Raw genomic sequence first — 13931 nt, forward strand, 5'->3', positions numbered from 1 at the left:
GGACGGCTCACAGATGTCGGTAGACATCCGCCGTCGTCAGGCCCTTCGCCACCATGAGCACCTGGAGGTGGTAGATCAGCTGGGAGATCTCCTCGGCCGTCTCGACGTCCGACTGGTACTCGGCGGCCATCCACACCTCGGCGGCCTCCTCCACGATCTTCTTGCCGATCGCGTGCACACCGGCGTCGAGCTCCGCGACGGTACCGGAGCCCGCTGGGCGGGACACGGCCTTCTCGCTGAGCTCCAGGAAGAGATCGTCGAACGTTTTCACAGGCACAACGTTACCGGTGGTTGGGCGGCCGCCCGTCACCGGTCCGCGGTTCCCGTCTGACACGTCCGGGCCGCGTCGAGCCGGCACAGTGGTGTCAGACGGGAACAGTGGACCCGGCCGACACCGGTTCGAGCCGCACGACCACCGCCTTGGAGACGGGGGTGTTGCTGCCGTCGGCCGCGCTGGCGAGCGGGATCAGCACGTTCGCCTCCGGGAAGTAGGCTGCCGCGCAGCCCTTCGCCGTGGGATACGACACCACCCGGTAGCCCCGGAGAACCCGGTCCGGCTCGTCCGGCCACTCGCTGAAGATATCGACCCGCTGGCCGTCTTCGAGCCCGAGTTCGGCGATGTCCTGCGGATTCACGAACACCACGTCCCGGCCGTTGTGGATTCCGCGATACCGGTCGTTGAGGCTGTAGATCGTGGTGTTGAACTGGTCGTGTGACCGCAGGGTCTGCAGGATGAGACGCCCGGCCGGCCGTTCCAGGTGCTCGAGGTGGTTGACGGTGATCATCGCCCTGCCGGTCGCGGTGGCGAAGGTGCGGGAGTCTCGCGGGCCGTTCGGCAGCACGAAACCGCCCTTGCGGCGCACCTGCGCGTTGAAATTCTCGAAACCGGGCACGACGCGGCTGATGTGGTCGCGGATCACGTCGTAGTCGCGCTCCATGCCCGCCCAGTCGACGGGCACGCTGTCGCCGAGCACCGCCGTCGCGAGCCTGGTGATGATCGACACCTCGGAGAGCAGCCGGGGGTCGACCGGCGGCAGGCTTCCGTGGGTGGCGTGCACGGCGCACACCGTGTCCTCCACCGAGAGGAACTGTGGGCCGCTCGCCTGCAGGTCGAAGTCGGTGCGTCCGAGCGTGGGCATGATGAGCGCCTCCGTGCCCGTCACGACGTGCGAACGGTTGAGCTTGGTGGAGACCTGCACCGTGAGCTCCGTGCCGCGCATCGCCGCCTCGGCCGCCTCGGTGTCCGAGATGGCCGCGACGAAGTTGCCGCCCACCGCGAAGAAGACCTTCACGTCTCCCCGCTGGAGGCCGGCCACTGTCTTGAGCGAATCCATGCCGTGCTCCCGCGGCGGGGCGAAGCCGAACTCCGCCTCGATCGCGTCGAGGAACGGCTCTGGCATCTGCTCCCAGATGCCCATCGTGCGGTCGCCCTGCACGTTGCTGTGCCCGCGGATCGGCGACGCCCCGGCCCCGGGCTTGCCGATGTTGCCGCGCAGCAGCAGCAGGTTGATGATCTCCTTGAGCGTGTCGACGGCCTTCTTCTGCTGCGTGAGCCCCATCGCCCAGGTGATGATCACCCGGTCCGCTGCCAGGTAGCGTTCGGCCAGCTCGTCGATCTCGGACGCCGCGATCCCGGTCGCGGCGAGAACGGCGTCCTCGTCGAGGTCCGCCAGGTGGGCCCGGAAGTCGTCGAGGCCCTGGGTGTGACGGTCGAGGAAGTCGTGGTCGAGCACGGTGCCGGGGTTCGCGTCCTCCGCGTCGAGCACGCGCTTCGACAGCGCCTGGAGGAGGGCCATGTCGCCGCCGGACCGGATCTGCACGAACTGATCGGCGATAGTGGTGCCCTTGCCGAGCAGCCCGCGCACCCGCTGCGGGTTCTTGTAGCGCAGGAGGCCGGCCTCGGGCAGCGGGTTGACCGCGACGATGCTCGCCCCGGAGCGCTTCGCGTCCTCGAGCGCGGTGAGCATCCTGGGATGATTCGTGCCGGGGTTCTGACCCATGATGATGATCAGGTCCGTGCGTTCGAAGTCGTCGTAGGCGATCGTCGACTTGCCGATGCCGATCGTCTCACCGAGCGCCGTCCCGGTCGACTCGTGGCACATGTTCGAGCAGTCAGGCAGGTTGTTCGTGCCGAAGGCGCGGGCGAACAGCTGGTAGACGAAGGCCGTCTCATTGGCGGTGCGGCCGCTCGTGTAGAACGCGGCCTCGTCGGGAGAGGCGAGCCCCTTCAGGCGGTCGGCGACGATGCCGATCGCCCGTTCCCAACTCACCGGCTCGTAATGGTCGGAGCCCGCCGCCTTGTAGACCGGTTCCACGAGCCGGCCCTGCATGCCCAGCCAATACTCCGACTTGTCGAGGAGGTCGGTGAGGGAGTGCTCCGACCAGAAGCTCGACGGGACGGTGACCGGGGTCGCCTCCCAGGTGACCGCGCGCGCCCCGTTCTCGCAGAATTCCAGCGCCTTGCGGTCATCCGGATCCGGCCAGGCGCAGCTCATGCAGTCGAAGCCGTCCTTCTGGTTGATCGACGTCATCAGCTTCGCCGTTCGGGTGAGGCCGAGCTGCGCGATTGCGGGCTCCATCGAGTGATAGATGGCAGGCAGGCCGACCGCCCAGTCCTCGTTCGGCGTCACAGTCAGGTCGGGGTAGGAGTTCCCCTCGTTGATCGGCTTCTTCGTCACAGTGAGACCGCCCCTTCTCGAGAGCCCGGATGTGCCGCGACCAGTCCGCCGACGAGCCTCTCCTCGCCCGAATAGACGACCATCGACGGGCCGCGAAGAAAGCCGACTACCGTCATGCCGACCTCCACGGCCAGGTCGACGGCGAGCGACGACGGCGCGGAGACGGCGGCGAGAAAGGGGATTCCCGCCATCGACGCCTTCTGGGTCAGTTCGAAGCTCGCCCGGCCGGAGACCATGAGCACCATCCCGCGCAGCGGGAGCAGGCCCTGGGTGAGCGCCCAGCCGACGAGCTTGTCGACCGCGTTGTGCCGGCCCACGTCCTCCCGCAGCACGAGCATCTCGCCCGTCGACCCGTCGAAGAGCGCCGCGGCGTGCAGGCCTCCCGTCTTCTCGAATACGTCCTGCCCGGCCCGCAGCCGGTCGGGGAAGGCCGCCAGCAGCCCGGCGTCGATGCGGAGGTCATCCTCGGCGACATCGAAGGCGGACAGCGTGCGTACCGCGTCGATGCTCGCCTTGCCGCACAGGCCGCACGAGCTCGTCGTGAAGAAGTTGCGCTCGAGGCTCGGATCGGGCGCCGGAACCCCGGGGCCGAGCGTCACGTCGAGAACGTTGTAGGTGTTCTCCCCGTCCACCGTCGCCCCGGCGCAGTAGCGAGCTGTGGCGAAGTGCTCGGCCCGCGAGACCACGCCCTCCGAGACGAGGAATCCCGCGGCCAGATCGAAGTCGTGCCCCGGCGTACGCATCGTGATGGCGAGCGCCCTGCCACCGACCCGGATCTCGAGCGGCTCCTCGACGGCGAGCAGGTCCTCTCGCCGCACCGCTCCTCCGTCGACCGTGACCCGCGTGACCCTGCGTCGTGTCGTGATTCTGCCCATGCTCCATGCCTAGCATCGGCGGGCCTCCGGCGCACCCCTGCCGTACCAGATTCGTGCCAGATTCCCCGGCTGGCCCGCCGTCCTAGAGTTGTCGGCATGAACTTCGACGCCATCGTGCTCGCCGGGGGCCGGTCCTCCCGGCTCGGCGGAGAGCCGAAGGCAGCGCTGCGGATCGGCGACCGGGCGCTGCTCACGGTCACGCTGGATGCGGCGGCCGGCGCCCGACGAACGGTCGTGGTGGGCGATCCCGCCGTCCTGGTGGTGCCGGCGGGGGCGCTCGTGGTGCGGGAGTCGCCCGCGTTCGCCGGACCGGCGGCGGCGATCGCGGCCGGGCTGGCGGCGCTGGGCGACGACTGCTCGGACTACCTGCTCGTGCTCGCCTGTGACATGCCGGCCATCGCCGGGGCCGTGCCGCCGCTGCTCGAGCGGGCCGGCCACGCGGTCGACGGGGCCATCGCGGTCGACGAGACGGGAAGTCCGCAGTATCTCGCGGCGGTCTACCGCACGGCGTCGCTCGCCGCCGCCGTGCGCTCGCACGCGTCCCGCCTCGAGAACCTCTCGGTGCGCGCGCTGCTCGCCGGACTCGACCTCGCCCGCACCACCGTGCCGCCCGGCTCGACGAGCGACGTGGACACCTGGACTGACGCCGCTCGGTTCGGCATCGACACCCCCGCCTCACCACCCAAGGAGACCCCCATGCCCGCACAGGACGACGACGAGAAGATGGCGGCACTCACCCGGTGGAGCAGCCGGCTGAGCGTGGAACTCGGCGTGGACGGAATCGATGTGGATCTGGACGCCGTTCTCGCCCTCGCCGGTACCGTCGCACACGAGGTCATGCGCCCGGCGGCACCCCTCACCACCTACATAGTCGGCTACGCGGCCGGTCTCGCCGCCGCCGGCGGCTCCATCACGCCGCGCGCGGCCTTCGAGCGCGCGGCGGCGGCCGCGGACGCCCTCGCCCGGTCGGACGATCGGTGACCGATGGCCCCGGCGGCCGTGCAGTCGCATGGCACGCCGCCCGCACGCTCGCGTCGGCGGCGACCGCTCTCCCCGCCGAGACCGTGCCGCTCGACGAGGCTGTCGGTCGGGTGCTGGCCGCCGACGTGCTCGCACTGTGCGACCTCCCGCACTATGCGTCGTCGGCCATGGACGGCTGGGCGGTGAGTGGCGAAGGACCGTGGGCCATCACCACCGGTGCCCTCTCCCCGGGCATGGCGTCCGTGGTGCAGACCGGCGGCCTCCTGCCGGACGGAGCCGATGCCGTGCTGCGCAGCGAGAGCGGCAGCGTGCGCGACCAATCGGGCCGGCTCGTGCTCTCGTCGACAACCGACGAGCCTCGCCCGGCCCAGCACATCCGCGCCGCGGGTGACGAGGCACGGCTCTCCGACCTTCTGATCGCCGCCGGCACGCTCATCAACCCGGCGCACATCGCCGTGGCGGCGGCGGGCGGGCACGATGAGCTGGGGGTGATCCGCCGGCCTCGGATCGCGCTGCTCCTCACCGGAGACGAGGTTGTGGAGTCCGGAATCCCGGCCCCCGGCCAGGTGCGCGACAGCTTCGGGCCGCAACTTCCGGCCGTGCTCGGCATGCTCGGTGGAGCCGTCGTCTCGGATTCTCGCGTGCGCGACGACCTCGCGGCGACGATCGCCGCGCTGGGCGATGCTCAGCGCGACTCCGACCTGGTCATCACGACGGGAGGCACCGGAGACTCGGCCGTCGACCACATCCACGCCGCTCTTCGGTCGATCGGCGCGGAGGTGCTGGTCCCCCGCGTCGCCATGCGCCCGGGCGGCCCCAGCCTGCTCGCGCGGCTGCCGGACGGTCGCCTCCTGGTCGGACTGCCCGGCAACCCACTCGCCGCGATGATGGGTCTGCTCACCCTCGTCGAACCGGTGCTCGCCGCGCTCGGCGGCAGGCCGAAGCGGCTGCTCGGCTCCGTGACGTCCGCAGACTCCCTGCCCGGCCGGGCCGGGTCGAGCATCCTCGTGCCCTACCGCGTTCTCGACGGCCGCGCGGTCGCCAACCCGTGGCTCGGTTCGGGCATGATGCGCGGACTCGCCGAGGCCGCCGGCGTGCTCATCGTGCCGCCCGCCGGCGTTCGGGCCGGCGGGACGGCGGAGACGGTCGCCCTGCCGTGGGGCTGAGCGCCGCCGAGGTCGACGGGGCGGGTTAGCGCACGCCGAGCAGATCGATGATGAAGATGAGCGTCCGGCCGGAGAGACGGTGCCCGCCACCCGGTTCGCCATAGGCCAGATGCGGCGGCACGACGAGCTGCCGGCGACCGCCGACCTTCATGCCGGGGATTCCCACCTGCCAACCGGCGATGAGCGAGGCGAGCGGGAAGTCGACGGACTGTCCGCGGTTCCAGGAGGAGTCGAACTCCTCGCCCGTCTCCAGGTCGACGCCCAGGTAATGCACGTCGACGGTGTCTCCGGGCTTGGCCTCGGCCCCGGTGCCGATCTCGATGTCGCTGATGACGAGCTCGACGGGGGCCTCCCCCTCGTAGAACTCGATTACGGGCTTGGTCTTGTTGGACTCAGTCATGAGTCAATTCAAGCAGAGTCGGCGCGACCGCGGGTTCAATGCGCGTGAGCGGCCACGGCGGCTCGGAGCGCCGCGATCTGCACCGCGGCCTCGCCGCCGTTGAAGACGCTGGACCCGGCGACGAACGTGTCGGCCCCGGCCTCCGCGGCGGTCACGATGGTCTCCTCGTTGATGCCACCATCGACCTGGAGCCAGATGTCCAGACCCAGCCGGGTGACCGCCTCGCGCAGCAGGCCGAGCTTGGGCATCGTCGACCTGATGAAGCTCTGACCGCCGAATCCCGGCTCGACTGTCATCACGAGCACCTGGTCGAACTCGGGCAGCAGTTCCAGGTACGGCTCGATCCGTGTGCCCGGCTTCACCGCGAGGCCCGCGCGGGCGCCGATGTCCCTCAGCCGCCTGGCGAGGTCGACGGCATCCCCGGCCGCCTCGGCGTGGAAGGTCACCGAGTACGCCCCGGCCTCCGCATAGCCGGGCGCCCAGCGGTCCGGATCGTCGATCATCAGGTGCACGTCGAGCGGCAGGGGCGTCACCCGCTGCAGGGCCTCGACCATTCGCTGCCCGAACGTGAGGTTGGGCACGAAGTGGTTGTCCATCACGTCCACGTGCACGAGATCAGCGCTCGAGATGCGACCGAGCTCACGCTCGAGGTTCGCGAAATCGGCCGTCAGGATGCTCGGGTTGATACGCACGGTCATGAGTCGAGCCTAGAGGGAACGCTGCATCAGGCTGATGAACATGGCGTCCGTGCCGTGGCGATGCGGCCACAGCTGCACGTTCAGCCCGGTGTCTCCCAGGTCCAGCGGGCGCTTCGTCACCGCCGCGAGCACGGCCGGGGTGTCGAGTCTGACGACCCCGTCCGTCTTCGCCAGCACGGTGTCCACGACGACCCTGGTCTCGGCGAGATGGGGCGAGCAGGTGACGTAGGCGAGGATGCCGCCGGGCGCGAGCGCCCTGAGGCCGGACTCCAGAAGCTCGGCCTGCAGCACGGCGAGCTCCGCGACGTCCTTCGGCTGTTTGCGCCAGCGCGCCTCCGGCCGGCGCCGCAGCGCCCCGAGGCCCGTGCACGGCGCGTCGATCAGGATGCGATCGAACTGCCCTGGGAACCGCGCGCCCACCGTCCTGCCGTCGAACTCGAGCACCTGGGGCGGATCGGCGAACACCGACAGGGCCTTGCGCACCAGTTCGGCTCTCGCCGGAGTCACCTCGTTGGCGACCAGAGTCGCGCCGCCCTCGAGCGCCTCCGCCGCGAGCAGGGCCGCCTTGCCGCCGGGGCCGGCACAGAGGTCGAGCCAGCGCTCCCCCCGCACGATCGGCCGCGCCCGGCTGAGCGCGAGGGCCGCGAGCTGGGAGCCCTCGTCCTGAACCCGCGCCCGCCCCTCGTCGACCGCCGGCCACAGCCCAGGGTCCCCGCCGTCGCTCACCGCGGCGAGCGGTGAGTACTTGGCCTTCTGCGCGCCCCGGATCTCAGAGATCGTGGCGAGGCCGGGAAGGGCCACCAGGCTCACCCGGGGGGCGAAGTTGTCGGCGATGAGGAGGTCCTCGAGCTCGTCGACCCTGCCCTCGGCGGCCAGAGCGCGACGGAAGGCCCGCACCACCCAGACCGGATGCGAATGCTCGAGCGACAGTCGCTCGTCATCGCTGCGGGGGCTCGCCATCACACGTGCGCGCCACTCGTCGGGAGTGCTTCGAGAAATGGTGCGGAGCACCCCGTTGACGAAACCGGCGGCCGAGCGAGTTCCGACCTCGTGGGCGAGGGACACCGACTCGTCGACGGCGGCGTGCTGGGCCACCCGCATCGACAGCAGCTGGTGGGCGCCGAGGCGCAACACGTCGAGGATGGGCGAGTCGATCTCCTCGGTCGGGCGATTGGCGGCGAGCCGGATCACGGCGTCGTAATAGCCCTGCTGGCGCAGGGTGCCGTAGGTCAGTTCCGTGGCGAGCGCCGCATCCTGCTGGCCGAGGCGCGCCCGCTCGAGCTTCACCGGGAGCAGGAGGTTGGCGTAGGCGTCCGACTCCCGCACGGCCATGATCACCTCGATCGCCACCCGGCGGGCGGGTTGTACGCGGCCGGCCGGGGCGGGCCGGGTGTCTCGGCGTCGTTCGCCGCGCACGCCGCTCACTGGGCCACCAGCGAGGATCCGGCGGCGCGCCCGCGCCACCAGTCGGCGGCGCGCATCGCCTTCTTGCCCGCCGGTTGCACCGAGATCAGTTCGAGGGGCTCGCTGCCGGTGCCCGCGAGCAGGCGACGCCCGGACAGCGCGAGGTGCCCCGGCGCGAGACACGGCTCGTCCCGGGCGATCTGGCTGTCGAGCACCTTGAGCCTCAGGCCGTCGAGGGCCGTGAACGCTCCGGGTTCCGGAGTGACTCCGCGGATCCTGTTCTGGACGGTGGTCGCGGGCTCTGTCCAATCGATGCGGCCGTCCTCCAGGTCGAGTTTGGGGGCGAGGGTCACGTCGCCGTGCTGGCGAACCGCACGCGCCGTGCCGTCGGCCAGCGCGTCGATGACGCGGAGCAGCAGCTCGGCGCCGGAGCGCGCGAGCGAGTCGAGCAGGTGGCCGGCGGTCTCGTGCGCGCCGATCGGTTGGGTGAGGTGGCCGAAGACGTCTCCGGCGTCGAGCTCCGGCACGAGCTGGAAGACGGATGCCCCGGTCAGGTCGTCGCCTGCCATGATCGCTCGCTGCACGGGGGCGGCACCGCGCCAGCGGGGCAGCAGCGAGAAGTGCAGGTTGATCCAGCCGAGCCGGGGCACGGAGAGCAGGGGTTCGCGCACGAGCCCCCCGTAGGCCACGATCACACCGAGGTCTGGCCGCAGCGCGGTGATCGCCTCGGTGGCGGCTCCCGCGAGACGATTGGCCTTGATCAGCGGATAGCCGAGTTCGTCCGCCGCCGCAGCGACGGGCGTCGGGGTCAGCTCCCCACGTCTGCCTTGCGGCGAATCCTCCCGCGTGACCACCGCGAGCAGCTCGTGTCGGCTCGCCGCGATCGCCTGCAGGCTCGGCACGGCGGCCGCCGGGCTGCCGGCGAAGACCAGCTCCAGATCACTCATTCGTCAGCTCGTTCCGGTAGTCAGCCGAGAACCTGCTCGGTGTTGTCGAACGACAGTGCGTCGTCGAAGCGGACTTTAAGTGTAGGCAGTGGCGCGCGCCCCGCCGCTCCACCGGCGCGTTTTCGGCGATTGGTGGCGTTGCGGATGACCTCGGCGCGCAGGGCGGATGCCACGGGCGCGCCCTCCCCGTAGTCGAACCGCACGATCGCCCGCACGCCGCCCGCCGCGAGTTCCACCGGGCCGAGCACGTCGACCCGCTCGATGCCCGCGATGGACTCGACCGCCCGCTGCACGTCATCCTCCCCGCCGCTGACCGTCGCCACGCGCACGGCCGGAGGGAACCGCAGCCGGCGGCGGTCGGCCAGCTCCGACCGTGCGTAGTCCGACCGCCGCCAGGTGGCGAGGGCGGAGGCGAGCGCTCCCCCGACGCCGACCAGCACGCTCGTGGCGCCGGGGGCGGCGAGGGCCACGGCGTTGCACCACCAGCGCAGGCAGTCTTCGCCCACCCGCAGGCTCTCCCTGGCGATCATCCGCTCCCCGTCGAGCAGAAGCACCGCCCGGTAGCCGCCCGCCGCGACCGGCTCCGCCCCGCGGGTGGCGATGATGAGGGCCGGCTCTGACCCCACGGTGAGAATGGGCCGCTCGCCGTCGGCGATGATCACCCGCACGCCGGGGAACGCCCGACCCAGGTCCTCGGCGGTGCGGCCGGCGCCCTGGCCGACGAGGCGGAGCTTGGTCCCCTCACAGTTGCCGCAGGCCCAGGCCGCGGCAATCGCCCCGCACCAGCCGCAGGACGGCACCGCGCGGGCGCTGCGGAGGCCGAGCGGGCCGTCGCACTTGGCGCAGCGGGCCGTCTGGCCGCAGGTGCCGCAGGACAGCCGGGGGGCGTAGCCGGGACGCGCCACCTGCACGAGAACCGGGCCGTGCTCGAGGGCGGATCGCGCCTCCCGCCACGCGCTCGAGGGGATGCGCGCCCGGGCCGCGAGCCTGTCCTGCCCCGCCTGCTGGGAGGTCGGGATCACCCGCGGCTGGTACGAGCGCTCCGGTCCGACCTCGCCGAGCCAGCCGAGCTCCACCAGCCGCTCCACCTCGGTGCTCCTGGCGTGGCCGAAGAAGATCAGCGCGCTGCCCTGCTGCTCCTGGCGCACGAGCGCGGCATCCCTGGCGTGCACGTATGGGCTGAGCGGTTCGACGTGCAGTGGGTCACCGTCGTCCCAGATCGCGATCAGGCCGAGCCTCGCGGCCGGGGCGTAGACGACCGAGCGGTTGCCGACGATGGCGAGCGGGGTCTCGCCGAGGCAGGCGAGCACCGCCCGGTAGCGGTCGGGGTTCGACTGCCGCGCGTCGAGGTGCACCACGCGTTCGGCCGGCAGCACGGCCTCGAGCGCGGCCACGAGTTGCTCCTGGTCGCGGTAGTCGGGAACGCAGAGGATGGCGGAGCCGCCCCGCGCGAGTGCGAGCGTCGCCGCCGCCGCCATCTCGGTGGCCCAGTGGCCGACCCAGCGGCCGCCGGGAACCTCCACCACGACCGGCACGGAGTCCACGGTGAGCCGTTCGCCCCCGGCGAGGGCGGATTCGAACCGGGCGGTGTCGAAGCCCGGCACGGCGACCGTGTGCACCGGCTCCGCCGGTTCGACCGATTCGCCCGCCAGCCAGGCCTTCTCCACGCGCACCTGGCGCTTGGGCACGGCCAGACGCACGATGTCGCTCGCGTTGCCGGCCGCGCGATCCGCGAGCCTTCGCGCGAGGGACCAGACCTCCGGGGTGAGGATGCGCACCGGTGACACCACGGAGTCGAGGTCGCTCAGCACACCGGTGTAGCCGCCGGCATCCCCCACCTCGACGATCATGCCGTCGGCCACGCGCCCCGCCGAGCGCAGCGGCACCTTCACCCGCACTCCCGGCACCGCCTCGGCGATGAGCTCCGGCGGAATGCGGTAATCGAAGAGCCGGTCGAGCTGCGGCAGAGGCGAGTCGATGAGCACCCGGGCGACTCGCGCCGAGGCGGACACGGCTAAAGCCCGGCAGCGCTGCGCAGGTCGTCCACGCGGTCGAGCCGTTCCCAAGTGAACTCGGGCAGCTCGCGCCCGAAGTGGCCGTAGGTGGCCGTGACGGCGTAGATGGGACGCAGCAGGTCGAGATCGCGGATGATCGCCGCCGGTCGCAGGTCGAAGACCTGGCGGATGGCCTCGATGATCGAGGCCTCCGCCACGTGCGCGGTGCCGAACGACTCCACGTAGAGTCCGACCGGCGCCGCCTTGCCGATCGCGTAGGCGACCTGCACCTCGAGGCGGTCGGCGAGTCCGGCCGCGACCACGTTCTTGGCGACCCAGCGCATGGCGTAGGCGGCCGAGCGGTCGACCTTCGACGGGTCCTTGCCGCTGAAGGCCCCACCGCCGTGGCGGCTGGCCCCGCCGTAGGTGTCGACGATGATCTTGCGGCCGGTGAGCCCGGCATCGCCCTGCGGCCCGCCGATCTCGAACCGCCCGGTGGGGTTGATGAGCACGCGCGGGTCGACGCTGTCGAGCTCGATGCGATCCAGCACCGGGCGGATGACGAGTTCCTCGATCTCGGCGCGAAGGGTCTGGGTGCTCACGAGCGGCGAGTGCTGGGTCGACAGCACCACGGTCTCGACGGTGCGGGGCACGATCCCGTCGTAGCCGATCGTCACCTGCGTCTTGCCATCGGGCCGGAGGTAGTCCACGACCCCGGTCTTGCGCACCTCGGCGAGCCGCTCGGCCATCCGGTGGGCGAGCCAGATCGGCACCGGCATGTACTCCGGGGTCTCGGTCGTGGCGTAGCCGAACATGATCCCCTGGTCGCCGGCGCCCTGACGGTCGAGGTCGTCGCCGCTCGACTCCTCGCGGCTCTCGAAGGCGTCGTCGACGCCCTGCGCGATGTCCGGGGACTGGCCGCCGATGGACACGGAGACGCCGCAGGAGCGGCCGTCGAACCAGACCTCGGAGGAGTTGTAGCCGATGTTCCAGATGCGGTCGCGCACGATGGTGGGGATGTCGACGTAGCCGGAGGTGGTGACCTCGCCGGCGACGTGCACGAGGCCGGTGGTGACCAGGGTCTCCACGGCGACGCGACTGTGCGGGTCGACTGTGAGCAGGGCATCCAGGATGCTGTCCGAGATCTGGTCGCAGATCTTGTCCGGGTGGCCCTCGGTCACCGACTCCGACGTGAAGAGGCGTAGAGGTGCGTGCGCTGATGCGGTCATGTCTGCCTCGCTAGGAATGTGTCTCGTGTCATGCGGCAGGGCGGACGGCTGAGTCGATCAAGCCCCGGGACGCGCCAGAACGTCGAGAATACGACCAGCCACCGACGCCTTGCTGCCTGAAGCCTCAATCACTATATCGCCGCGCCCGTCGAGCACGATGACCGTGTTGCCCTCCGTGGCGAAGCCTTCGTTCCAGCCCACCCTGTTGACGACGAGAAAGTCGCTGCGCTTGCGCGCCACCTTGGCTCGGCCGAGATCGAGCAGTCGGTCGCGGTCGGTCTCGGTCTCCGCGGCGAATCCCACGATCACCTGCCCCGGGCGACGGCTCTCGCCGAGGGTGGCCAGGATGTCCGGGTTGCGCACGAGCTCGAGCGTGAGGCGATCGCCGTGCTCGTCCTTCTTGATCTTCGACTCGGCCACCCGCTCCGGGCGGTAGTCGGCGACGGCGGCGGCCATGATGACCACGTCGGCGTCCCTCGCCGCGAGCTCCACGGCAGCCGCCAGTTCGAGAGTGGACACGACGTGCAGCACGTGGATGGAGGATGGGACGTCGATCTCGAGGTTCGCGCCGATGAGGGTGACGTCGGCCCCCCGCGCGGCGGCCGCGATCGCGATGGCGACGCCCTGCCTGCCGCTCGAGCGATTGCCGAGGTAACGCACCGGGTCGAGGGCCTCCCGCGTGCCGCCCGCACTGACGACGATCCGGCGACCGACGAGGTCCTTGGGCACGAGCACCGCGAGGGCGGCGGCGGCGATCACGTCCGGCTCGACCATTCGGCCCGGCCCGGAGTCGGTGCCGGTCAGCTGTCCGACACCCGGTCCCACGATCGTCACGCCGCGGGATCTCAGGGTGGCGACGTTCGCGACGGTAGCGGGGTTCTGCCACATCTCGGTGTGCATCGCCGGGGCGAGCACAATCGGCGCGCGGCTCGCGAGGATGGTGTTGCCGAGAAGGTCGTCGGCGAGGCCCGCCGCGAGCTTCGCGATGGTGTTCGCGGTGGCCGGCGCGACGACGATCAGGTCGGCGGCCTGCCCGATCGCCACGTGCCGCACCTCCGCCACCCCCTCGTAGAGGTCGGTGTGCACGGGGTTACGGCTGATGGCCTCGAGAGTGGGCCTGCCCACGAACCGCAGCGCGGCATCCGTCGCCACCACGTGCACGTCGTGTCCGGCGAGCACGAGGGCTCGAACCACGCCCACGGCCTTGTACGCGGCGATGCCGCCGGTTATTCCGACGACGATGTTCAACGGGCCACTCATACGAGGAGCCTAGAGGGAAGTTACTCGGCCGGCTCGGCGAGGGCCTTCACGACGAGCTTGTCCTCGTTGATTTCGTGCATCGCCACCGAGAGCGGCTTGTCGTCGATCGTCGAGTCGACGAGGGGTCCGACGTTGTCGAAGAGGCTTCCCTCGTGGAGGTCCGCATAGTAGTCGTTGATCTGGCGGGCCCGCTTGGACGCGAAGATCACGAGCGCGTACTTCGAGTCGACCTTCGACAGCAGTTCGTCGATGGGCGGATCGATGATGCCCTTGGCGCGTTCAACCATGCGTGATACTCC

13 protein-coding genes are annotated in these 13931 nt (G+C 71.0%); 2 read left to right on the top strand and 11 right to left on the bottom strand.

Annotated features, from left to right (window positions below; genetic code table 11):
* Window positions 1-7 precede the first annotated feature (7 nt).
* The 3 genes from FVP33_RS03865 to fdhD form a co-directional block, all read right to left on the bottom strand.
* Window positions 8-271, bottom strand: a complete 264-nt coding sequence (locus FVP33_RS03865) for a phosphoribosyl-ATP diphosphatase (RefSeq protein ID WP_147782318.1) — start codon at window positions 269-271, stop codon at window positions 8-10.
* Between the two features lie 94 nt (window positions 272-365).
* A complete protein-coding gene (locus FVP33_RS03870; protein WP_246142158.1) occupies window positions 366-2678 on the bottom strand; it encodes an FdhF/YdeP family oxidoreductase in 2313 nt (770 codons plus the stop codon).
* Window positions 2675-3553, bottom strand: coding sequence for a formate dehydrogenase accessory sulfurtransferase FdhD (gene fdhD / locus FVP33_RS03875; protein WP_147782319.1), 879 nt, complete (start codon window positions 3551-3553; stop codon window positions 2675-2677). Before fdhD ends, FVP33_RS03870 begins: the two co-directional genes overlap by 4 nt.
* Window positions 3554-3649: 96 nt before the next feature.
* Between fdhD and FVP33_RS03880 the strand changes: the two genes are divergently transcribed.
* The gene (locus FVP33_RS03880; protein ID WP_147782320.1) at window positions 3650-4534 is read left to right on the top strand and encodes an NTP transferase domain-containing protein; all 885 of its coding nucleotides are present in this window, start codon (window positions 3650-3652) and stop codon (window positions 4532-4534) included.
* Window positions 4531-5700, top strand: a complete 1170-nt coding sequence (locus FVP33_RS03885) for a molybdopterin molybdotransferase MoeA (protein WP_147782321.1) — start codon at window positions 4531-4533, stop codon at window positions 5698-5700. Before FVP33_RS03880 ends, FVP33_RS03885 begins: the two co-directional genes overlap by 4 nt.
* Before the next feature lie 25 nt (window positions 5701-5725).
* On the opposite strand, the gene FVP33_RS03890 is transcribed toward FVP33_RS03885, so the two are convergent.
* The 8 genes from FVP33_RS03890 to rpoZ are packed head-to-tail and all read right to left on the bottom strand — an operon-like array spanning window position 5726 to window position 13919.
* Window positions 5726-6100: an FKBP-type peptidyl-prolyl cis-trans isomerase gene (locus FVP33_RS03890; protein WP_147782322.1), complete on the bottom strand. Its 375-nt coding sequence runs from the start codon at window positions 6098-6100 to the stop codon at window positions 5726-5728.
* Between the two features lie 35 nt (window positions 6101-6135).
* A complete protein-coding gene (gene rpe / locus FVP33_RS03895) occupies window positions 6136-6798 on the bottom strand; it encodes a ribulose-phosphate 3-epimerase (protein ID WP_147782323.1) in 663 nt (220 codons plus the stop codon).
* A gap of 9 nt (window positions 6799-6807) precedes the next feature.
* Complete coding sequence (locus FVP33_RS03900; protein WP_147782324.1) at window positions 6808-8223, bottom strand: RsmB/NOP family class I SAM-dependent RNA methyltransferase; 1416 nt, start codon at window positions 8221-8223, stop codon at window positions 6808-6810.
* Window positions 8220-9140 carry a methionyl-tRNA formyltransferase gene (gene fmt / locus FVP33_RS03905; protein ID WP_147782456.1) on the bottom strand — a complete coding sequence of 307 codons (921 nt, stop codon included), beginning with the start codon at window positions 9138-9140 and terminating at the stop codon, window positions 8220-8222. The genes FVP33_RS03900 and fmt overlap by 4 nt, the downstream gene beginning before the upstream one ends.
* 29 nt (window positions 9141-9169) lie before the next feature.
* On the bottom strand, window positions 9170-11161 hold the full coding sequence (locus FVP33_RS03910; protein WP_147782325.1) for a primosomal protein N' family DNA-binding protein: 1992 nt from the start codon (window positions 11159-11161) through the stop codon (window positions 9170-9172).
* A gap of 2 nt (window positions 11162-11163) precedes the next feature.
* Window positions 11164-12372 (bottom strand): methionine adenosyltransferase, encoded by a 1209-nt coding sequence (metK, locus tag FVP33_RS03915; protein ID WP_147782326.1) that lies wholly within the window; start codon window positions 12370-12372, stop codon window positions 11164-11166.
* A 57-nt stretch (window positions 12373-12429) separates the two neighbouring features.
* Window positions 12430-13632 (bottom strand): bifunctional phosphopantothenoylcysteine decarboxylase/phosphopantothenate--cysteine ligase CoaBC, encoded by a 1203-nt coding sequence (coaBC, locus tag FVP33_RS03920; protein ID WP_147782327.1) that lies wholly within the window; start codon window positions 13630-13632, stop codon window positions 12430-12432.
* Window positions 13633-13652: 20 nt separating this feature from the next.
* The gene (gene rpoZ, locus FVP33_RS03925; protein ID WP_147782328.1) at window positions 13653-13919 is read right to left on the bottom strand and encodes a DNA-directed RNA polymerase subunit omega; all 267 of its coding nucleotides are present in this window, start codon (window positions 13917-13919) and stop codon (window positions 13653-13655) included.
* Window positions 13920-13931: the final 12 nt, after the last annotated feature.

Source organism: Lacisediminihabitans profunda, from assembly GCF_008040105.1.
In the GTDB taxonomy this organism is placed as follows: domain Bacteria; phylum Actinomycetota; class Actinomycetes; order Actinomycetales; family Microbacteriaceae; genus Lacisediminihabitans; species Lacisediminihabitans profunda.